We start from the raw sequence: 21,055 nt of genomic DNA, 5'->3' as shown, positions 1-21,055 counted from the left end.
ACTACTGCAGACGCAGCGGGCAACTGACAAGCAGGCTACGTCAGTCGATCAAATCACCCGGTCCCGGGTATCAATTATTTATTAATGGATCAGGAAGGAATGTCTGCGAGGGATCAATGCCGTTGATGAGAATCACTGACTACGAACAACCCCTCAACGATACTGCGGTCGGTCAACTGGTTCTGAATCCAGAGATCAAACAGTACCACCAGTTTTATTTTCTCTATACTGGCAGTATCGCCATCCATACGGATGACCCGATCGATCAGTAATTCTCGCTGTAAAGGATTAATGACACCCGCCTGCTCGAGAAAGAAAATGAACCCGCGCCCTTCCGTATCAATAATCTCCATTTCCTCTTCAGTAAAATGGCGCATTGAATCACTTTCTGCCAGTCTGGCCAGATAGCCTTCTTCATCATGGCGGGAAAGATCAGACAACCAGTCGAGCGCCAGTGTGATTTCCTCGTCATCAAAACCAGCCATGGTCAGTTTGCGTGTCAGCGTGGCAGAATCCGGACAATTTCCGGCATCGAAATAATTTTCAAATAAATAAACGAGAATATCGAACATAGTTTCTGCACCGTGATTCTGGATTAAAACCACTCTAAGACACTTAACAGGGTGATGATTATAGCCTGATACCCAATGAATCAACGGATACGCTGATACTTCCCCCCGGGAAGGCTACCAATCCTGCCTTCCAGCTCCAAGCCCAATAGCATGGCGGATACTGTTTCAACCGTCAAGCCGCTGCGCACGCAAAGTGTATCAATATCGGTGGAATCGTAGCCAAAATACATCAGTAGCCCGGTATCATCATCCTCTCCTACTGGTACATCTGTTCCGTCATCATCCACAGCAGCTTCAAATCTCGGCACAGGCTGGGGCTGGTAGTGCAGCTCATCCAGAATATCCTGAATATTCTCGACCAGTTTTGCACCCTGTTTGATCAGTGCATGACAGCCTTTTGACAAAGGTGAATGAATGGAACCGGGGATCGCCATCACTTCACGCCCTTGTTCCAACGCTAGTCTGGCGGTAATCAGCGATCCGCTGTACAGTGTGGCTTCCACAACCAGACAGGCATGACACATGCCACTGATGATACGGTTTCTGCGTGGAAAATTCCGGCTTATGGCTGGCGTCCCCAGTGGAAACTCTGAAATCAACCCGCCTTCATTTGCCAGTTTATGGGCAAGCTCATGGTTTTTCGATGGATAGACAAGATCGAGTCCGGTTCCGACAATGGCCATACTGGAAGATGCGCCACGCAATCCTCCCTGATGGGCGGCCGTATCGATACCCTGCGCCAGACCGCTGATGATGCAAAATCCTGCGTTACTGGCAGCCTCGGCAAAGGCATCGGCATTTGCAAGCCCCTGTGGTGTCGCATTACGGCTGCCGACCATTGCCATTGCCGGCTGCGCCAGAAATTGCCGCTGACCCTTGAAATAAAGTATGGGAGGTGGATCGGATATATTGAGCAGAAGCTTCGGATAATCCGGATCTGCCAGTGTAATCAGTGAATTGAGAGGATCTTCCAGCCATTTGATGGTCCTGGCGAGTCTCTCTTCATCCACCTTACGGAGAAAAATGCTAGTGGCAACCGGTTTCTTTACGACACCCTCAAGTGCAGGTCGACTTGCAGCTAGCACTCGGGCCGGATCACCGAAGGCAACCAGCAGCCGACGCAGAGCTCCTCCTCCCACGCCTTCAGTCAGACCAAGGCGCAGCCAGGATTCAATATCCTGATCAATCTGCATAGAAAAAGAACTCACCTGATGACTACCCTGACTTCCGGAATCGAAGATTGATTTTTTGAGTAACAGCAGACAAAAGGGCGAGTATAGTAACTTTGCTGTACCTTGTCAGGGAGTTTTCACGACATCCATTACCTTGATCGCCTGAATGCTTTGCATGATCAGCGCGTAAGCAACCGTATCGAATACACGAAATACCAGTGCCAGACCAATACGTTCATCCGGGAGACTGACCAGCTTTCCCTCATGCGACCGTATATCATTCTTGCGATAAACGGCGAGCACGTGCCCCGGCTCGATCCGGTCGTGGCTGCCCTGGTTGAGCGTCACGATCATATTTTCCCCGATCTCGTTCACACCGCCATAGACTGAAATGATCCGGGCCGTTACTGCAAAATCAGGTGTATGCGGCACATAATCATCGACTCTGACAGCCGAAAGCGGCAACAGACGGTCACCTTTCAGGATCTCCTGCACGGAACGGTAAATTTTTGCCGTGCTGATCGTTGCAAAATCGGTGATTTTAACCATTCCCAGATAAATAGATTCGTAGCCAAGGATACGGTTATCGTAGTCAGGATCGGTCAGTGCTTTCCCGTTGCGGAATACCTGCCAGATCACTCCCTGATCGGCAGGCAGGTCACCCACATAGATCTTGTCACCGGCACTCAGAATCACGCGATCATCACTCGCCCCGAGTACCACGGGTGCTTTGTCCAGCTTGCCTTTTTCAACGACCAGTGGCTGATTCAGAAATGGCTCGATTTTTGCAGCCGGAATAACGGGAATAGCTCGCATAGCCGATTCCTCGACACGAATCCGGGGAGAGAACCTTATGACACCCTTCTCGCTCGCCATTCTCAGGCGCTTACCATACCGAGTATTTTCAACGACGATGACATCTCCAGGATAGATCCGATGCGGATTCCTGATCTGCTCCCGGTTCATCTGCCAGATTTCCGGCCAGCGCCAGGGTTCTTTGAGAAAGTGGGAAGCTATTCCCCAGAGCGTATCACCGGGAACGACCTGGTAGCGATCCGGAATGTCATCTCGCAATCCAATTCCGCCAGTCGCGAAAGACGGACCAGAAAACAGACTGGTAAACAAAATCACAGATATAATTGTCAAAGTGCGCATAAGGGTTCTTTATCTCCATCGCAATACCCGAAAAGCAAGGCAGTTTGTCATCACAAGCCTTATCTGACTGGATAGAAACCGGGCTGGTCAGAAAAAAATCGGCCGGTGCACAATGATAGAACTGCTTCCCAGAATCCTAGTATCCGAATTATGCAAATTTGTTATGGCAATTCTGAACATACTCCGCTACCCCGATGAACGATTGCACAAGATTGCAACCGAAGTACCCTCCATCACCCGGGAAATACGCACTCTGGTCAGTGACATGGCCGAAACCATGTACGCCGCACCAGGTATAGGTCTTGCGGCTACCCAGGTGGATGTTCACCAGCGAATAATCGTCATTGATGTCTCCGAAACCCGAGATGAACTGCTGGTGCTGATCAATCCGGAGATCATCGCCAGCAGCGGGAAAGCGGAAACGCAGGAAGGGTGCCTCTCGGTACCCGGTATTTTTGATAAGGTCACTCGCGCCGAAGAGGTCACTGTCCGGGCAACCGACATCGCCGGAAAATCCTTCGAAATGGATGCATCGGGGCTTCTGGCAGTTTGTATCCAGCACGAAATGGATCATCTCCTGGGAAAAGTATTTGTCGAATACCTGTCACCCTTCAAGCAATCCCGCATTCTGAGCAAGCTGAAAAAACAGGTGCGCAGGCAAATTGCCTGATCGGATCCAGCCAGTGTTCCCGCTCCGGTAACTCACATTCATCCAGCAAGCACCGTCACACATGAGAATCATTTTTGCAGGTACGCCGGACTTCGCAGCCAGGGCACTGGAGGATTTGCAGAAAGCAGGATTCGATATCATCCTCACCCTGACCCAACCGGATCGGCCAGCCGGACGCGGCATGAAAATGCAGGCAAGCCCGGTCAAAATACTGGCACAACAGTATGATATCCCACTGTTACAGCCGGAAACGCTGAAATCATCAGACATACAGGCACAACTCGCCACATTCAAACCTGATGTAATGATCGTCGCGGCCTACGGACTGCTGCTGCCGGAAGCGGTGTTACGCATCCCCCGTCATGGCTGTATCAACATTCATGCCTCCCTGCTGCCACGCTGGCGGGGTGCTGCTCCCATTCAGCGTGCCCTGCTGGAAGGTGATACAGAAACCGGCATCTCCATTATGCAGATGGATCAGGGACTGGATACCGGAGCAGTCCTGCTGAAACGATCGTTCCCCATTGAACCGTACGATACGACGGCGACCCTGCATGACAAACTGGCTGACCTCGGTGGCAAATGTATCGTCGAAGCCTTGATATTACTGGATCAGGGCAAGCTGATCTTCACGCCGCAAAATGAGGCAAACGCCTGTTATGCAGCAAAAATACGGAAAACCGAGGCCGAAATCGACTGGACACGTGATGCGGCACATATCGACCGGGTGATCCGGACATTCAACCCATACCCCGGCGCATTTACCCATCTGCATGGAAACACGATCAAACTATGGCACACCCGTATCGTCAGCCACGTCAATCACAATAACTCTCATCAGGCCGGGAAAATCATCACTGTCGATCCTGATGGCATCGTGGTTGCATGCGGCCGTGATGCTTTATCCATCGATATCCTGCAAAAAGCAGGCGGAAAAAAACTGACCGCTGCACAATTCCTTGCCGGACACCCGCTACAACCCGGGGAGAGTTTCCATAAGGCGACACAGGATAACCAAGGCGCCTCTGAAACATGATCGAAGTTCAATTACTGGCCGTGCAGGCGATCAGGGAAGTTCTCGCAGGTGCCAATCTGACCGAAGTATTACACAATATCTGGCAAACCGGCTCCCATCTCATACCCCAGCAGCGCGGTGCCATTCAGGATATTGCCTATGGCGTGCTCCGCCATTACGGGCAACTCAATGCCATTCTCCACAAATTGCTGGACAAACCGATACAGGACAAACAGCTTCATTACCTCCTGGCCGTCGCTCTGTATCAGCTTCGTTACAGTAAGGCACCAGCACATGCCATCGTCGATCACGCAGTTTCATCTTCGCGGAAGATCACACGCAATCCCGCAGTGTCAGGGCTGGTCAATGCCGTACTGCGTAATTTCATGCGCAAGCGTACTTCTCTGCCGGATCAGATCAGGGGCGATGACGTCGCCCGCTACTCCTATCCGCAATGGTGGATCGACAAACTGCGTCAGCAATATCCCCAGGATTACAAGACCATACTGCTTGCGGGTAATGAACACCCTGCCATGATTTTGCGCGTCAACCGGTTGCGCACTTCGGTCGACCACTATCAGGCAATGCTGGATGCACAGAATATCGACTCCGAATGGCTATGGGATACTGCCTTGCGGCTTTCCAGACCGGTCGCCGTAGAAAAATTACCGGGATTCTTCGAAGGATTGGTCACCGTACAGGATGCCGGTGCACAATTTGCCGCTCCCCTGCTGGATGTCGAAGCAGGTATGTATGTACTGGATGCCTGTGCAGCACCAGGTGGAAAAAGCACCCATCTTGTCGAACTAACCGCGGACATTGAATTGACTGTGCTGGATAAACAGGAAAACCGGCTCACCAGACTGACAGAAAATTTCTCCCGCTTGAAAATAACCGGCTACCGGCTGGTTTGTGGTGATGCAATGAGTCCGTCACAGTGGTGGGATGGCCGGCTGTATGATCGAATCCTGGCCGATGTTCCATGTTCAGCTTCGGGCGTGGTCAACCGCCACCCGGACATCAAGTGGCTCAGAAGACCTGAAGACATCGGTCACTTCGCCCAGACACAAACAGCGATATTGAATGAATTATGGCCGCTACTGCAACGTGGAGGAAAGCTGCTGTATGTCACCTGCTCGGTGTTCAATGAAGAAAACGATGCAGTCGCCGACAAATTCCTCGCGACTCATGACGATGCCAGCAGGCTGTCTTGTTCTTACGGGATGCTCGACCATGGCCAGTTACTGCCGGGATCACATCATGATGGCTTCTTTTATGCTTTATTCCGGAAAAACTGACCTGTTTGTCGCTATCAGGCGCCCCTGGCGCAACCTGATATTTTTATTGCTGATCATGCTGCTGTCGTCTGCCGCCCTGGCCACCGAAAAAGGACATATAGAAATTGAATCTTTTCATATCAGAAAATCCGGTGAAAATTTTCTGATCGATGTCGAAGCCAACATCGATCTGAGCAGAACCATGAAGCAAGCTCTTAAAAAAGGAGTTGATCTTTATTTCGTCACCCGGCTTCTGATCATGAAGCCACGCTGGTACTGGTTGGATGAAGAAGTTGCCCGTTCCAAGGAAAGAATTGAACTCAGTTATCAGGCACTGACCAGGCAGTACCGACTGACTCAGCACGGGCAACCACGCAATTTTCCCACACTGAAAACCGCATTACAGGCTTTGGGGCATCAGCCGGATATGCTGATCAAGGAGAATCAATCCCTCCTGCCCGACACTACTTATACGGCCATTCTGCAGATATGGCTGGATATCTCACGTTTATCCAAGCCTTTTCAACTTGAATGGCTCGATACCGAAGACTGGAATCTCAGCTCCAAAAGAAAAATCTGGCAGATCAAATTTCCGCCTGCACCTGATGTCGGCGATGAGTCTGACTTTTATTAGAAAACCGGCTTATGAAATACGTTATTTTTGTGGTTGCAGGGCTGAGTGCCGTCATGCTGTATCTGCTGGCTTCAGCCGGAGCCAATACTGAATTTTTCGAGCGTCATTACCGCTGGCTAATCGTCAGCATCGCAATTTTCCTGTTACTCCTGATTGGAGTCGTTGGTTTTTTGCTCGGGCGATTGCGACGCCGCCTCAAAACGGGTGAATTCGGCTCCAGGCTGGCACTGCGGCTTTTGATGGTGTTTTCATTGATGGCCATTCTTCCCGGTGTGCTGATTTACAGTATTTCGGTACAGTTCCTGGAAAAAAGTATCGAATCCTGGTTCGATGTCAAAGTGGACCGGGCACTGGAAGGTGGCCTGACACTGGGTCAAACGATACTGAACAACCTGCTGGAAGAATTGCAGAAAAAAGCACAGGTGGCCGCACTCGACCTGGTAGAGTCGGCATCGTTCCCCCTGACTGTCCTGAATCAGCTTCTGATCCAATCCCAGATTCAGGAAGCCACTCTGTTCAATCAGGAGGGAAAAGTCATTGCCTTCACCAGTCTGGATGATGCTGTGTTGTTCCCTGAAATCCCTAACACGGAAGCAATGCGGCATATCCGAATGCAGAAGAACTACAAGGCGATTGAAACGCTCGCTGATAATACTTTGTATTTACGGGTGCTCGTTCCAGTTAATGTATTGAGCGCTGAAGAAGATATCCGGGTATTACAGGTGCTGCAGCGCGTACCGCGATCCATTGCACGCAACGCCGAAATAATTCAGGCTGGTTTCAGCGATTATCAGGAATTGATGCTGTCCCGGCAGGGACTGACACGACTGTACAGCGCCACACTGACTCTAGCCTTGTTACTGGCATTGTTTTCAGCACTTGCCTGTGCTTTCCTGATTAGTGAAAAACTGAGTGCCCCACTAGGATTGCTGGCCGAAGGAACCCGTGCGGTGGCGCAGGGCGATTTCAGCCGGCGGCACCAGGTTCACAGTACAGATGAGTTTGGTATCCTGACAGAATCGTTCAACCTCATGACTGAGCAACTGGCAGCCACACGCACAATCGCACAGCAACACCAGCAGGAAGTTGAAAACGCACGCGCCTATCTTGAAAATATTCTGGCCAACTTATCATCGGGTGTCATTGTCTTTGATAAAACCTTGAGAATACGTGCAGTCAATCAGAGCGCTGAGCAGATACTGCAGATTCCACTGACCAGTTTCGAAGGGCTGACCGTGGAAGAATGTGCCGAGCGAGAACCAGGAGTGAGATTATTGGCCGCCGAAATAAGAGGGGGCTTTGATTCCGAGGAAGTCGGTGAATGGCAGCGACAGGTATTACACTTCACTGCGGACAAGGAACAGGTTCTGCTGCTGCGTGGCTCTCGTCTGCCCCAAGCATCCGGTGGCGGTGGCGTGGTAGTATTCGATGACATCACCAGTCTGTTGCAAGTCCAGCGTACCGTAGCATGGGGGGAAGTGGCGCGGCGCCTGGCACACGAAATCAAAAATCCGCTCACTCCCATCCAGTTATCTGCCGAACGTCTGCAGCACAAGCTGGTCAGCAAGCTTGATGAAGCAGATGCAAAAATACTGAAACGTTCCACTGAAACGATCGTCAGCCAAGTCGAAGCTCTGAAAAGAATGGTAAACGAATTTCGGGAATACGCACGTGTGCCCGAGCTTGAATTGTGTCAGGTGGATATCAACCGTCTGGTGCGGGAAGTACTGGCTCTTTATCAGACAGGCGACAATATTGAAAACGAATTACCTCACCCCTCCATCGCTCTGGAACTGGCGGGAGAAGTCTCACCTGTTCGGGGAGATCCGGCAAGATTGCGGCAGGTCATACATAACCTGTTACAGAATGCGCAAGATGCTCTGACCAGTATGGAAGATGCCAGGATTACCGTGCAGACCCGATCCGTGAACAACGGCATCGAGCTGAGTGTGGTCGACAATGGCAAGGGATTCCCGGAACAGGTCAAAGCACATGCCTTTGAACCTTATGTTACGACCAAACCCAGAGGAACCGGTCTGGGATTGCCGATCGTCAAAAAAATCGTGGATGAACATGGGGGCACGATCAAAATACAAAACATCCAGCCTCATGGTGCCCAGATTTCAATTACCCTGCCCGCTTTACCCTGCAGCACCCCACAGCCTTCAACTCGAGCTGCCTGAATATGGGAACGGATTGCCGGATACCAAGCGAATCAATTAAATAGGTACAGTTATAAAATTTTGCACACTGAAAACATGCAAGGCACAATGATAAGGCCAACCGTTCTGCCAGAAATACCTGGTGACTCACAATAGGGGCGGGGAATTTCAAATAACAAAAACCTCAAAGAATGCTTCGGCGAAAATACCGAAAATTCTCACACTCCGATTATAGAATAAGGACAGGACCATATGGCCAATAACACGATTCTCGTTGTAGATGATGAGCTGGGAATACGCGAGCTGTTATCTGAGATACTGGGAGATGAGGGCTATAATGTTGCACTGGCGGAAAATGCGGAGCAGGCAAGAAACTATCGCAACCAGACCCGCCCTGATCTGGTACTGCTGGATATCTGGATGCCGGATACGGATGGCATCACACTACTGAAAGATTGGGCAAACAATGGTCTCCTGACCATGCCAGTCGTCATGATGTCGGGACACGGCACGATCGATACAGCAGTAGAAGCCACACGTGTCGGTGCAGTCGGCTATCTGGAAAAACCAATCCCGCTGCAGAAACTGCTGAATACTGTCGGTCAGGTTATGCGTGGTGGCAAGCAGCATAAATTCTCCCCTGCCCTTTCTCTATCAAATCTGGGACACAGCGGATTAATCACAGAGCTCAGAAAGAAACTCGAACAGGTGGAGAATCTCAAAATCCCTGTCCTGCTGACTGGAGAACCTGGTGTCGGCGTGGAATATTGCGCACGATTCCTGCATCGCCCTAACACGGCTTGGGTAGCACCGGAATCTTGCTCATTCCTCGCTGAAAGCCCCCTGACTCAGTTGGAACAGGCGAAAGGAGGATTGCTTTTCCTCAGCGAAGTCGGGGATCTGAGCAAGCTCGAACAGAAAGGCTTATTGTTGCTGCTCGGCAAACTGGAACAATACAGCGTCCGGCTGATGTGCGCCACGATACGCCCCTTGGCAGAACTCACGGCACAAGGTACATATCATCCCAAGTTATTCGAAATACTGAGCAACCTCTGTATTACCGTCCCACCCCTGCGGGCTCATCGTGAAGACGTGCCGGAAATGGCCAATCAGCTGCTCTCAGGTTGGATTGAATCAGGGGAAATACCGCTCATGCACTTCAGCACAGCAGCACTAAATGCCCTGCGCAATTATGACTGGCCGGGAAATATCGCCCAGTTGACCAGTATCACACATTCACTCGCATTGACCTGTACCGGCGATGAAATTTCTGTTGATGCCGTGCAGCAGGCACTGACTTTTTCCTCACGGGAAGCGGTTTCCGTCGTTTCAGACATCCCACTCAACATATCACTGCGCGAAGCACGGGATATTTTCGAGAAAAATTATTTTGAAAAACTGATCGAGCAGGAAGGCGGCAATATGACCCGTGTTGCTGAACGAGCCGGCCTGGAGCGCACCCATCTTTACCGGAAAATCAAAACACTGGGTATCAAGCCACGTAACCAGAACTATTAAAGTTCACCTATACAAAAAAATCGGCCATGCATATACATAGGCGATAGCCATATGGACAGGCAATTTCCCGTATCATGCCAGAATCAATTGCAGGGTGCGTTTATGACACGCTGCTTTACAATAAATGGGGTGATCAGTATAATTGCCGACTTGTTTTGCTCGGGGGTATAGCTCAGCTGGGAGAGCGCTTGCATGGCATGCAAGAGGTCAGCGGTTCGATCCCGCTTATCTCCACCAGCTGTTTGCCTCATTTGTCAATCTTGGTCCCCATCGTCTAGAGGCCTAGGACATCACCCTTTCACGGTGAGTACAGGGGTTCGAATCCCCTTGGGGACGCCATTACAGTTCGGCGTCAATAGTATTTTCATATAATCTGCCCGATACATTCTGCCGGGCGGTCACAAAATCGGACCCCCTGCTATCCGTGTCCATTATGTAACTCAATCTGTATTTCAACCAGCCACGGTCGGAACTGACTGGCCAATCAGGAGAAAAGGTGCTGTGCCCGGATAAAATCGATTATCTGTCTGACCAGTCGATTTTCCAGACAATTAAATACTTGCAGTCCGTTCATCGACCTCAACCAGGTCAGTTGACGTTTAGCCAGTTGTCTGGTCGCAAAAACACCCGTTTCCTGCATTCTGGCAAAGCTGATTTCATTGTCCAGGTACATACAAACCTGGCGATAACCCACACACCGCATCGAAGGCATATCGCTGTCGACATGGAACAGCTCACGGATCAGGCGTACTTCATCGACCAGCCCGGCTTCCAGCATGGCTGCGAACCGTTGACTGATACGGTCGTGTAAAATACTGCGATCGCCCGGGAGCAGCGCAATCTTGAAAACACGAAATGGAAAATCGGCATTTTGCTGCTGTTCCAGTATTTCCGACATAGGTTTTCCGGTCAGATGACAGACTTCCAGCGCACGCTGTATTCGCTGACTGTCATTCGGCTGGATACGGTCCGCCGTTACAGGGTCGAGTCGACTCAAAACAGCATGCAGGGCAGGCCATCCCTTCTCGGAGGCCTGTTGCTCCAGCGCCCTGCGCACATTATCATCCGCTGGAGGCAATGCAGCGAGCCCCTGTCGTAACACCTTGAAATAAAGCATGGTGCCTCCGACCAGTAACGGAACCCTGCCACGCGCCGTAATCTCGTGCATCACCAATAAAGCATCCTCCCGGAAACGTGCAGCAGAGTAGCTTTCATCAGGGTCGATCAAATCAATCAGATGATGAGGAATTTCCGACAGTATCAGTTTGTCTGGCTTAGCACTGCCGATATCCATAAACCGGTAAACCTGGGCTGAGTCGACACCAATGATTTCCACGGGGAAACGTCGTGCGATCTCCAGAGCCATAGCAGATTTTCCGCTGGCGGTAGGCCCCATCAGGAAAATCGCTGGCGGAGATTCAATATCAGGAAGGTTCACAGCCAACTGTTATCAGTTACAATAAAAAAAGCAGACGACCAATCTTTCCTGACAAACGGCATTGACCGTCGTCCGCTGGAGTTTCCAAACAGCAGTAAAAGCAGCGGAAACGGTGCAGGAACTGCCTGTCATCCACCGGGAGAACACTTGAAAATACTTGCCATTCTACTTCTGCTATCCATCCTCTACAGCCTGGGTTCTGCACTTTATTTTATGATCAAGGATAAAGGCGACAGCACACGCATGGTCAAATCGCTTACTATCCGGGTCACGCTCTCACTGGTACTGTTCATGCTCATGATGTTATGGGTTTACATCGAATATATTCACGGCAATTAAAATAAGCTGGATTTCTGCAGTCCGGATTGGCAACTTCGCCCGGGGCGCAGCATTACCCAAATCTGCTATCAGTAAACCACCTCCACCTTGTCACGACCGAGGATATCCATAAGCGACTCGATCAGCCCTTCATGTAAATGAACACGCCAGCGGCTGCTCAAATCAATTTCACAACTACCTACCTGGTTACGAAAATCAATCGATACCGCGCAACCTGACGAAGGAATGACATTATTCACTCCATTTTCCGGCAGATAGGCAACCAGTAACTCCTTCAGTCGCGCGGGCGTGAGAAGCCCGGAGTCATCGATCGTGATTTTCAGTTTTCTGGCATGCATCGAACGAGCAGTGACGTAATCATAAATCTCCTTCGCCACGATACGCCGATCAGCATTTTCCCCGTTGCCATGGCTGACCAGGGCTCTGACGACCAGCAACTGATCTGCCTTCATGAAGTGTGAACCCGTGCTCAGTAAATCACTGTAGACCACGACCTCGACTCTTGCCAACCCGTCATCCAATGTAACAATAGCCATCTTCCCGCGCCGGGACATTTGTGTTCGTATGGCATAGATCACGCCGGCGATGAACTGTGGTTCACGTCCGGGAATGATACGACTGAGACGCGCCGGGATGAAGCGACTCAACTCTCTGGCATAGCTGTCGTAAGGATGGCCGCTCAGATAAAATCCCAGCGCTATTTTTTCGTTCTGCAGCTTCTCTTTCTCCGGCCATTGCGCAACACCCGTAATTGCAGGCGGCTGAATCAGATCTGTATTTTCATCGAACAAGCTCACCTGACTGGCAGCCAGGCAGCATTGCTCGGCATACTCCATGGCATTGCCCACGGATTCAAGGAGTGCTGCTCGATTGGTTTCAACGGAATCAAATGCACCTGCACGAATGAGTGCTTCAATAGTACGGCGGTTGACGATACGCCGGTCGACACGCCGGCAGAAATCGAACAGACCGGTAAATGCCCCTTCCTGCTCTCTGACCTGTACGATAGCCGAGATAGCCGCTTCCCCCGATCCCTTTACGGCTCCCAGACCATAGCGAATGGTTTTATGATCGACCGGGAAAAAGTAATACCCGGATTCATTGATATCCGGTGACAGGATGGCAATCCTGTTCAGTTTGCAGTCCTCATAAAATACATTCACCTTGTCCGTATCATCCATATCTGATGACATACAGGCGGCCATGAACTCCGCTGGATAATGTGTCTTGAGATAGGCCGTCTGGTAAGCAATCAGCGCATACGCAGCCGCATGGGACTTATTGAAACCGTAGCCGGCAAATTTTTCCATCAAGCCAAACAGCGTTACAGCATCTGCTTCGGCCATTCCATTTTTGACTGCACCTTCAACGAACACTGCACGTTGCTGTGCCATTTCCTCTACTTTCTTTTTGCCCATGGCACGCCGCAGCAAGTCGGCCCCGCCCAGACTGTAACCGCCGATTACCTGGGCAATCTGCATCACCTGCTCCTGATAAATCATGATGCCATAGGTAGGTCCAAGGATCGGCTGCAGACGAGGATCCAGATAATCCACCCGCTTACCGTGCTTGCGCTCGATGAAGTCAGGTATCAGATCCATCGGCCCCGGCCGGTAAAGCGCCACCAGCGCGATCAGATCTTCAAATCGATCAGGTCTTGCCCGCTGCAGCAAATCTTTCATCCCACGTGATTCAAACTGAAAAATCCCGACGGTATTGCCCTTCGCCATCAAAGAAAATGTGGCCGCATCCTCGAGGGAAATACTTCCCAGTGAAAAATGACTTTCTTCAGTAGGTTGTGCATCCGGCTCAGCGACCGCCGGTCCGGGTGACGCAGCCCGATACTGCCGGATATCGGCAACTGCCCGATCAAGAATGGTCAATGTCCGCAACCCGAGAAAGTCAAACTTCACCAGGCCTACTTTCTCGACATCATCCTTGTCATACTGGCTGACGACCGCATCTCCCGAATCAGCACAGTAAACCGGACAAAAATCGGTGATCTTCCCCGGCGCAATCAGCACCCCCCCCGCGTGCATCCCCACATTGCGCGTCAATCCTTCCAGTCGTTCCGCCAGTTCCAGCAGATTGCGCACGTCTTCCTCTTCCTCTGCCCGCTGATTGAGCAATGGCTCGATTTCACGCGCCTTGCGCAAAGTCATACCCAATTCAAACGGCACCAGCTTGGCCAGCTGATCAACAAAGTTATATGGCAGATCGAGCACCCGCCCGACATCACGCACCACTGCCTTGGCAGCCATGGTACCGAATGTTGCAATCTGCGCCACACTCTCCGAGCCGTAACGGTCGCGCACGTATTCGATCACTTGCTCACGCCGGTCCTGACAAAAATCGATATCGAAATCCGGCATGGAAATACGCTCCGGGTTCAGGAATCGTTCGAACAGCAAGTCGTAAAGCAGCGGGTCCAGGTCAGTGATCCCGAGAGAATAGGCCACCAACGATCCTGCTCCCGAACCACGCCCCGGCCCGACCGGCACATCATGCTGCTTGGCCCAGCCGATAAAGTCGGCCACAATCAGAAAATAACCGGCAAATCCCATCTGAATAATGGTCTCCACTTCAAAATCCAGCCGCATCTGATAGATTGGCCGCCTTTCGTTACGTTGCAGCACCTGCGGGAACGATTGCAGCAAACGCGCTTCGAGCCCTGTCTGGGCCTGCTCGCGCAGATGCTGCTCGACACTGATTCCGGCTGGTGTCGGAAAATCGGGTAACCGATTGACTCCCAACTCCAGTATCAGCGAACAACGTCTGGCAATCTCCACACTGTTGGCCAATGCTTCCGGCACATCGCGGAACAGCTCACTCATTTCTTCCGGCGTTTTGAAATACTGTTGCTCGGTAAATTCCTTGGGACGCCGGCGATCTCCCAGTACATAACCTTGTGCGATACATACACGCGCTTCGTGTGCCCTGAAATCCTCCGGCCGCATGAATTGCACCGGGTGAGTCGCCACCACCGGCAGTTTCAGGCGGGAAGCCAGATCCATCAGGGCATATCCTGATATTTCCTCATCAGGTCGGCCACAACGTTGAATTTCCAGATAAAACCTTCCGGGGAACAAATCCGCCCACTGCTGCGCAGCCGTTACTGCAGCAGGGGGGTCAGCCAGCAACAATTGCTCGACCTCTCCCTGCCCTCCTCCTGACAACGCAATCAACCCTTCTGTACCCGCCTCCTCTTCTCGGAACCAGCTTTTTCTCAGTTCGGCACACCCACGACACATATTCTCGCGATAGGCGCGGGACAGCAGGCGACTCAGAAGCAGATAACCGGAAAAAGACTGACACAGCAGCAACAGACGAAAAGGCCGCTCTGCATCGTTTTCATTCGTGATCCAGATGTCGCAGCCGGCAATTGGCTTGATCCCGGCTTTGAAAGCACATTGATAAAATTTGACCAGACCGAAGAGATTGGAAAGATCCGTCAATGCCAGCGCAGGCATACCGACATCACGCGCTTTTGTGACCGCTTCTTCAACTCGCACGATACCGTCTATGACAGAGTACTCGCTGTGCAACCGTAAATGGATGAAAACAGGGTCGATCGGCATGGTGATACAATGGCAACATTCACTGAAACTTTGAAAAACAATCGGATAAGAACTGAAGCAGTTTTATTTCCTCAGTCCATTTGCCTCATTTTACATCATGCTGAAAGCCCCTGAATTACTCCTGCCCGCCGGCTCTCTGGAAAAAATGCGTGCTGCCTACGCTTTCGGAGCGGATGCGGTCTACGCCGGCCAACCGCGCTACTCGCTGCGCGCCCGTAATAATGAATTTACCCTTCCGCAGTTATGCACAGGGATCACTGAAGCGCATCAGTTCGGCAAGAAATTTTTTGTAGCAAGTAACCTGATGCCTCACAACAGCAAGGTCAAGACCTACCTGCGCGACATGGCACCTGTCATCGAACTGCAGCCCGATGCACTGATCATGGCCGACCCGGGTCTCATCATGATGGTGCGGGAAAAATGGCCTGAGGTGCCAATCCACTTATCCGTTCAGGCCAATACCGTCAACTATGCCGCCGTCAGATTCTGGCAATCACTCGGCCTGACGCGCATCATCCTGTCGCGCGAGCTATCGCTGGAAGAAATCAGCGAGATCCGTACACTCTGCCCGGATATGGAACTCGAAGTATTCGTGCATGGTGCTTTATGTATTGCTTACTCCGGCCGATGCCTGCTATCCGGCTATTTCAACCATCGCGACCCCAATCAGGGCACCTGCACCAATTCCTGCCGCTGGGACTACAAAGTCAAGGCAGCTGAAGAGAATGCAAGCGGCGATATCGAGCTGCCGCAAAAAATCGACTTCGATTTCAATGAAGCACTTCAATCAATCGAATCTATCTCTTTCAGCAATACCGCTATACAACGCCATCCCGCAGCCGATCAGGTCTATCTGATCGAAGAAAGCCAGCGACCGGGGCAACTGATGCCCGTGATGGAAGATGAACATGGTACCTACATCATGAACTCGAAAGACTTGCGCGCTGTCGAGCATGTCGCGCATCTGACTGAAATCGGTATCGATTCGCTCAAGGTCGAAGGGCGAACCAAATCAACTTACTATGTCGCACGTACTGCACAAGTTTATCGTCAGGCAATCGATGATGCTGTCCATCAGCGTCCCTTCGATCCCGCGCTGTTAGGCCAATTGGAAGGCTTGGCCAATCGAGGATATACCGATGGTTTCTATCAGCGCCATCACAGCCAGGAAACGCAGAATTATCTGCGCGGCCACTCTGAATCCTCCCGCAGCCAGTACGTAGGCGACATCGAACATATGGATACCACCACCGGCATGGCTGAGATCCTGGTCAAGAACCGTTTTCAGATCGGTGATCGCCTGGAAATCGTCCACCCTTCCGGCAATCGCGTCATCCAGCTCGAACAAATGCAGGATCTCGAAGGCAATACGGTCAGCATTGCGCCCGGCAGCGGCCACCGCGTCCGAATTCCACTCACAGGGAATATCGAAAAAGCATTCATTGTCAGGTTTCTATAAATTCATCCTGTTTTCCGCCGTATTTTTACCCGATTCAAGCAGAATTCGGGCAAATACTCCAGCGAAAAACCATCCCGCACCCTCAGGGAAATCCACGGGCAGGTTATGCATTTCCGGTACAATTACCGCATGCAACGCAGCAAAACGCCAAACACAAAAAATTCTGATACCGGGTCGATACCAGGCAACATCATTCTGATCGGTATGATGGGTTCCGGTAAAACCACGGTTGGCAAATTACTGGCGAATCTTGTCGGCAAGACTTTTATTGATGTCGACCACGAAATCCAGCGACGCACTGGAGTCGGAATACCTGTGATCTTCGAAATAGAAGGAGAAGCGGGCTTTCGCAAACGTGAAAGTGAAATACTGCGGGATATGGTCAGGCAGCAGAACATCGTACTAGCTACCGGGGGAGGAGCGATATTACACCCCGATAATCGTACCTTATTGCGGCAGCATGGCACAGTAGTTTATCTGTGCGCACCCGTTACTGAATTACGCCGTCGTACCCATCAAGATAAAAATCGGCCTCTGCTGCAAACCGGGAACGTGCATGCCAGACTGATCGAGCTGTTCACCCAGCGTGATCCGCTGTATCGTGAAACCGCACATATCATCATGGACAGCGGTCGGCAAAGTGCCCGCACTTTCGTACAGAAACTGATACAGAAATTGCGTCAGTGCAATCAAAACTCCACTGCTGAAGGCACTTCTCCTTGCATTAAACCATCCGAATGACATATGGCCTACAACACAGACTCTGATAAACCCCGATCAGGTTTTGCTTCTGCTGAACGATAACTTTGAAAGAATGTGATATGAACGCAATAGAATCAGTCGAAGTTGCACTTGACGCCCCCCCGGAGAACCGCAATTACTCCATTCATATCGGACAGAGGCTGCTTTCCAGAACAGATCTGCTGCTTCCCTATCTGCCTGGCAAAAAGGCTGCAATCGTTACCAATACCACTATAGCACCGCTTTACCTGGAGAAACTGCGTACCATGCTCGCCGAGCATCACGTGGAAACCTTTGCGATCATTCTGCCTGATGGTGAACAATACAAAAACTGGGAAACGCTGAATCTGATTTTTGATGCACTACTGGAACACCGCTGTGAACGCAAGACACCGCTGATTGCACTGGGGGGTGGAGTCATCGGCGACCTGACCGGTTTCGCAGCTGCCACCTATTTGCGCGGTGTGCCATTTATCCAGATTCCCACCACCCTGCTCGCACAAGTAGATTCTTCCGTGGGAGGAAAGACCGGCATCAACCATCCGCTTGGCAAAAACATGATCGGTGCCTTTTATCAGCCGCAACTGGTTCTGACCGATTCAGCCACCCTCACTACCTTGCCGGACAGGGAACTGCGCGCTGGCATTGCAGAAGTAATCAAATACGGCCTGATCCATGACGCAGATTTCTTCGACTGGCTGGAACACCACATGAAACGACTGCTGGCACGTGACCCCGAGGCAATAAATTATGCAATCCGCCGCAGTTGTGAAATCAAGGCTGAAATCGTTTCGCTGGATGAACGTGAAAGCGGTTTGCGGGCACTGCTCAATCTTGGTCATACTTTTGGCCATGCAATCGAGAATGCCATGGGTTACGGTGCATGGCTACACGGTGAGGCTGTTGCCGCCGGCACTATCATGGCAGCTGATCTCTCCCAGCGTTTACAGCGCATTACCTCTCAGGAGATCGATCGTATCCGGCACTTGTTCGAAAATGCCGGATTACCGGTAAAAGGCCCGCGCATCACACCGGAACGTTACCTGGAATCGATGCAGCTCGATAAAAAAGTGAAAGAGGGTGCCATGCGTTTCATCCTGCTCGATTGTATCGGCAAAGCATCAGCGGGCGATACCATCCCCACTCCTCTGCTGCTTGAAACATTGTCAGCCTGCGTTACCGATGCATAGTAATCTGGCACCCTACGCCGTATCCGATACCAACTCACGCGGCCGCCGTATCCATGAAGAACTGCCGTCCGGGCGCAGCCAGTTTCAGCGCGACCGGGATCGCGTCATCCACTCTACTGCTTTCCGCCGGCTGGAATACAAAACCCAGGTATTCGTCAACCATGAGGGCGATCTGTTTCGCACCCGTTTGACTCACAGCCTGGAAGTCGCCCAGATCGGTCGTTCCATTGCACGCAATCTGAAGCTCAACGAAGAGCTGGTGGAAGCGATTACGCTCTCACATGATCTGGGACACACGCCTTTCGGCCATGCCGGCCAGGATGCTCTGAACGACTGCATGAAAATCCACGGAGGATTTGAGCACAATCTACAATCACTCCGTGTAGTAGATGTGCTGGAAGAGCGCTATGCCGCGTTCAACGGACTGAATCTGTGTTTCGAAACCCGCGAAGGTATCTTGAAAAGGATCCCCAAATCTAGAGCCCCGGAGCTGGGAGAACTGGGAATACGTTTTCTGCATGGCTACAGTGCTTCACTGGAAGCACAGCTTGCCAATCTGGCAGATGAAATTGCCTATAACAATCACGATGTGGATGACGGGTTGCGCTCCGGCCTAATTACCCTGACGCAGCTTGAAGAAATCGAAATCTTCGCGCGCCACCTGCACCAGGTAAAACAGCATTACCCGGATATTACCGGACGGCGTTTGATTCATGAAACCGTTCGCGGCATGATCAATACGCTAGTAGTCGATCTGACCGTGCAAAGCGGCGCCCGCATCAGGGATGCCAGCCCGGACAGCCCGGACAGTGTGCGCGAGAAGCCTGTTCTGATCGGTTTCAGCGATACGATCAAACGACAACAACAGGAACTGAAACGTTTTCTGCACAAGAATCTCTACAAGCATTACCGGGTCATGCGTATGAGCAACAAAGCACGGCATACGATTGAAAAATTGTTCACCGCGTTTGAAACTGAACCTGCATTATTGCCCTATGAATATCAGAAAAAATTTCAGGAGTACGGACATCAAGCTATCGCCGATTACATCGCCGGCATGACCGACCGCTATGCCATCAGGGAATACCAGCGCTTGTTCGCCATCACCGAAAATTGAACGAAACCCACAAATATATATATCCGATTTTTCAGTATGTACAACAATCATATCAACCCGTAAAACAAGAGCGGTATCACCGGATGAGTTAAATCATCAATCAGATAGAAAAGGAAAACAGCATGAAGATAATCACAGTTCTTTTGACGGCCCTCCTGTTGGCCACCGGCTGCGGAAATAAGGAATCCACCGGTAAAACAGCAAGCGATGAGCCAGAGATCGTAATGATGGATGAATCTACTTCCGTTGGTGAACTCCCTTCGGTTCTGAAAGAAGGTTTGTCGGATAAAGAACAGGATGAGCTGAAGAAACAGATCATGCCGATACTCGATGACGGCCTTACACCGGAGCAACGTTTCCTGAACCTGCGCAAGGATGCGGAAGCCGGCGATGCGGAAGCACAGAACAGCCTCGGTTCCATGTATTTCTCCGGCGAAGCCATTTCCCGTGATGCACAAGGAAAAGCCAAGGATCGGGATCCGGAAGCCGCCGCAGGGTGGTTCTTCCGAGCGGCGGAACAAGGCCATGCCGGCGCTCAGTTCAACCTTGGGCTGCTATATTTCAGTGGCGAGGGCGTTACCAAGGATACTGCCAAAGCGGTCGAACTATTCACCCAATCTGCCGAACAAGGCAATATCGACGCGCAGAATAACCTTGGCGTCATCTACCTGATGGGCGAAGGCGTGAAGCAAGACACCAACAAAGCTATCGAATGGTTTGAGAAAGCTGCCGAACAGGGCAATGAAGAAGCCATCAAAAACCTGGAAGCAGTCCGTGCATCGCAAACAGATCCCAAAGAAGCAACGGACAAACAGAAATAACAGAATTTTCCAATCAACCCGGTCAGGCAGATACTGATCGGGCAAGATCCCATGTAAACAAGATAGCCGGGCCCGACAAGAAGCACAACCAAGGCAAACGCATTGCTGACAATAATCGTGCAATGGTTTATTCCAGCGTTATTTAGTCCGCTCTGAATAATTCTGTTTTCAGTCGCGAGCGGGTTGGAGATTGACCG

The 21,055-nt window shown here is 51.2% G+C and carries 17 protein-coding genes and 2 tRNA genes; 14 read left to right on the top strand and 5 right to left on the bottom strand.

What is annotated here, in order from left to right:
- Positions 1–113 precede the first annotated feature (113 nt).
- From ABUL11_RS03350 to ABUL11_RS03340, 3 genes are all read right to left on the bottom strand, one after another.
- Complete coding sequence (locus ABUL11_RS03350; protein WP_350282448.1) at positions 114–572, bottom strand: Smg family protein; 459 nt, start codon at positions 570–572, stop codon at positions 114–116.
- An 80-nt stretch (positions 573–652) separates the two neighbouring features.
- Complete coding sequence (gene dprA, locus ABUL11_RS03345; RefSeq protein WP_350282447.1) at positions 653–1,765, bottom strand: DNA-processing protein DprA; 1,113 nt, start codon at positions 1,763–1,765, stop codon at positions 653–655.
- Positions 1,766–1,870: 105 nt separating this feature from the next.
- Positions 1,871–2,899, bottom strand: a complete 1,029-nt coding sequence (locus tag ABUL11_RS03340) for a LysM peptidoglycan-binding domain-containing protein (RefSeq protein ID WP_350282446.1) — start codon at positions 2,897–2,899, stop codon at positions 1,871–1,873.
- Positions 2,900–3,062: 163 nt separating this feature from the next.
- Between ABUL11_RS03340 and def the strand changes: the two genes are divergently transcribed.
- From def to ABUL11_RS03300, 8 genes are all read left to right on the top strand, one after another.
- Positions 3,063–3,569, top strand: coding sequence for a peptide deformylase (gene def / locus ABUL11_RS03335; protein ID WP_350282445.1), 507 nt, complete (start codon positions 3,063–3,065; stop codon positions 3,567–3,569).
- 61 nt (positions 3,570–3,630) lie between these two features.
- Complete coding sequence (fmt, locus tag ABUL11_RS03330; protein WP_350282444.1) at positions 3,631–4,605, top strand: methionyl-tRNA formyltransferase; 975 nt, start codon at positions 3,631–3,633, stop codon at positions 4,603–4,605.
- A complete protein-coding gene (gene rsmB, locus ABUL11_RS03325; protein WP_350282443.1) occupies positions 4,602–5,882 on the top strand; it encodes a 16S rRNA (cytosine(967)-C(5))-methyltransferase RsmB in 1,281 nt (426 codons plus the stop codon). The genes fmt and rsmB overlap by 4 nt, the downstream gene beginning before the upstream one ends.
- Positions 5,845–6,495 (top strand): DUF4390 domain-containing protein, encoded by a 651-nt coding sequence (locus ABUL11_RS03320; RefSeq protein ID WP_350282442.1) that lies wholly within the window; start codon positions 5,845–5,847, stop codon positions 6,493–6,495. The genes rsmB and ABUL11_RS03320 overlap by 38 nt, the downstream gene beginning before the upstream one ends.
- 11 nt (positions 6,496–6,506) lie before the next feature.
- On the top strand, positions 6,507–8,678 hold the full coding sequence (locus ABUL11_RS03315) for a sensor histidine kinase (protein ID WP_350282441.1): 2,172 nt from the start codon (positions 6,507–6,509) through the stop codon (positions 8,676–8,678).
- A 231-nt stretch (positions 8,679–8,909) separates the two neighbouring features.
- Positions 8,910–10,175: a sigma-54-dependent transcriptional regulator gene (locus ABUL11_RS03310; RefSeq protein ID WP_350282440.1), complete on the top strand. Its 1,266-nt coding sequence runs from the start codon at positions 8,910–8,912 to the stop codon at positions 10,173–10,175.
- A 161-nt stretch (positions 10,176–10,336) separates the two neighbouring features.
- Positions 10,337–10,412: transfer RNA gene (locus ABUL11_RS03305), tRNA-Ala, on the top strand.
- A 26-nt stretch (positions 10,413–10,438) separates the two neighbouring features.
- Positions 10,439–10,514, top strand: a tRNA-Glu gene (locus ABUL11_RS03300).
- A gap of 145 nt (positions 10,515–10,659) precedes the next feature.
- Here the strand turns inward: ABUL11_RS03300 and miaA are convergent.
- On the bottom strand, positions 10,660–11,613 hold the full coding sequence (miaA, locus tag ABUL11_RS03295; RefSeq protein WP_350282439.1) for a tRNA (adenosine(37)-N6)-dimethylallyltransferase MiaA: 954 nt from the start codon (positions 11,611–11,613) through the stop codon (positions 10,660–10,662).
- A 147-nt stretch (positions 11,614–11,760) separates the two neighbouring features.
- Between miaA and ABUL11_RS03290 the strand changes: the two genes are divergently transcribed.
- On the top strand, positions 11,761–11,952 hold the full coding sequence (locus tag ABUL11_RS03290; protein ID WP_011112508.1) for a twin transmembrane helix small protein: 192 nt from the start codon (positions 11,761–11,763) through the stop codon (positions 11,950–11,952).
- Positions 11,953–12,020: 68 nt separating this feature from the next.
- Here ABUL11_RS03290 and dnaE read toward each other — a convergent pair whose 3' ends face one another.
- The gene (gene dnaE, locus ABUL11_RS03285; RefSeq protein WP_350282438.1) at positions 12,021–15,530 is read right to left on the bottom strand and encodes a DNA polymerase III subunit alpha; all 3,510 of its coding nucleotides are present in this window, start codon (positions 15,528–15,530) and stop codon (positions 12,021–12,023) included.
- 97 nt (positions 15,531–15,627) lie between these two features.
- Between dnaE and trhP the strand changes: the two genes are divergently transcribed.
- The 5 genes from trhP (at position 15,628) to ABUL11_RS03260 (ending at position 20,858) form a co-directional block, all read left to right on the top strand.
- Positions 15,628–16,989: a prephenate-dependent tRNA uridine(34) hydroxylase TrhP gene (gene trhP / locus ABUL11_RS03280; protein ID WP_350282437.1), complete on the top strand. Its 1,362-nt coding sequence runs from the start codon at positions 15,628–15,630 to the stop codon at positions 16,987–16,989.
- 129 nt (positions 16,990–17,118) lie between these two features.
- Positions 17,119–17,730, top strand: coding sequence for a shikimate kinase (locus ABUL11_RS03275; RefSeq protein WP_350282436.1), 612 nt, complete (start codon positions 17,119–17,121; stop codon positions 17,728–17,730).
- Between the two features lie 80 nt (positions 17,731–17,810).
- Complete coding sequence (gene aroB / locus ABUL11_RS03270) at positions 17,811–18,920, top strand: 3-dehydroquinate synthase (protein WP_350282435.1); 1,110 nt, start codon at positions 17,811–17,813, stop codon at positions 18,918–18,920.
- Entirely contained in the window at positions 18,913–20,037 is a 1,125-nt protein-coding gene (locus tag ABUL11_RS03265; protein WP_350282434.1) for a deoxyguanosinetriphosphate triphosphohydrolase, read from the top strand. The genes aroB and ABUL11_RS03265 overlap by 8 nt, the downstream gene beginning before the upstream one ends.
- A gap of 122 nt (positions 20,038–20,159) precedes the next feature.
- Positions 20,160–20,858, top strand: a complete 699-nt coding sequence (locus ABUL11_RS03260; protein ID WP_350282433.1) for a tetratricopeptide repeat protein — start codon at positions 20,160–20,162, stop codon at positions 20,856–20,858.
- Positions 20,859–21,055 lie beyond the last annotated feature (197 nt).

This window comes from Nitrosomonas sp., from assembly GCF_040256045.1.
Taxonomy (GTDB): Bacteria; Pseudomonadota; Gammaproteobacteria; order Burkholderiales; family Nitrosomonadaceae; genus Nitrosomonas.
This window is presented reverse-complemented; position numbering and strand designations above follow the sequence as displayed.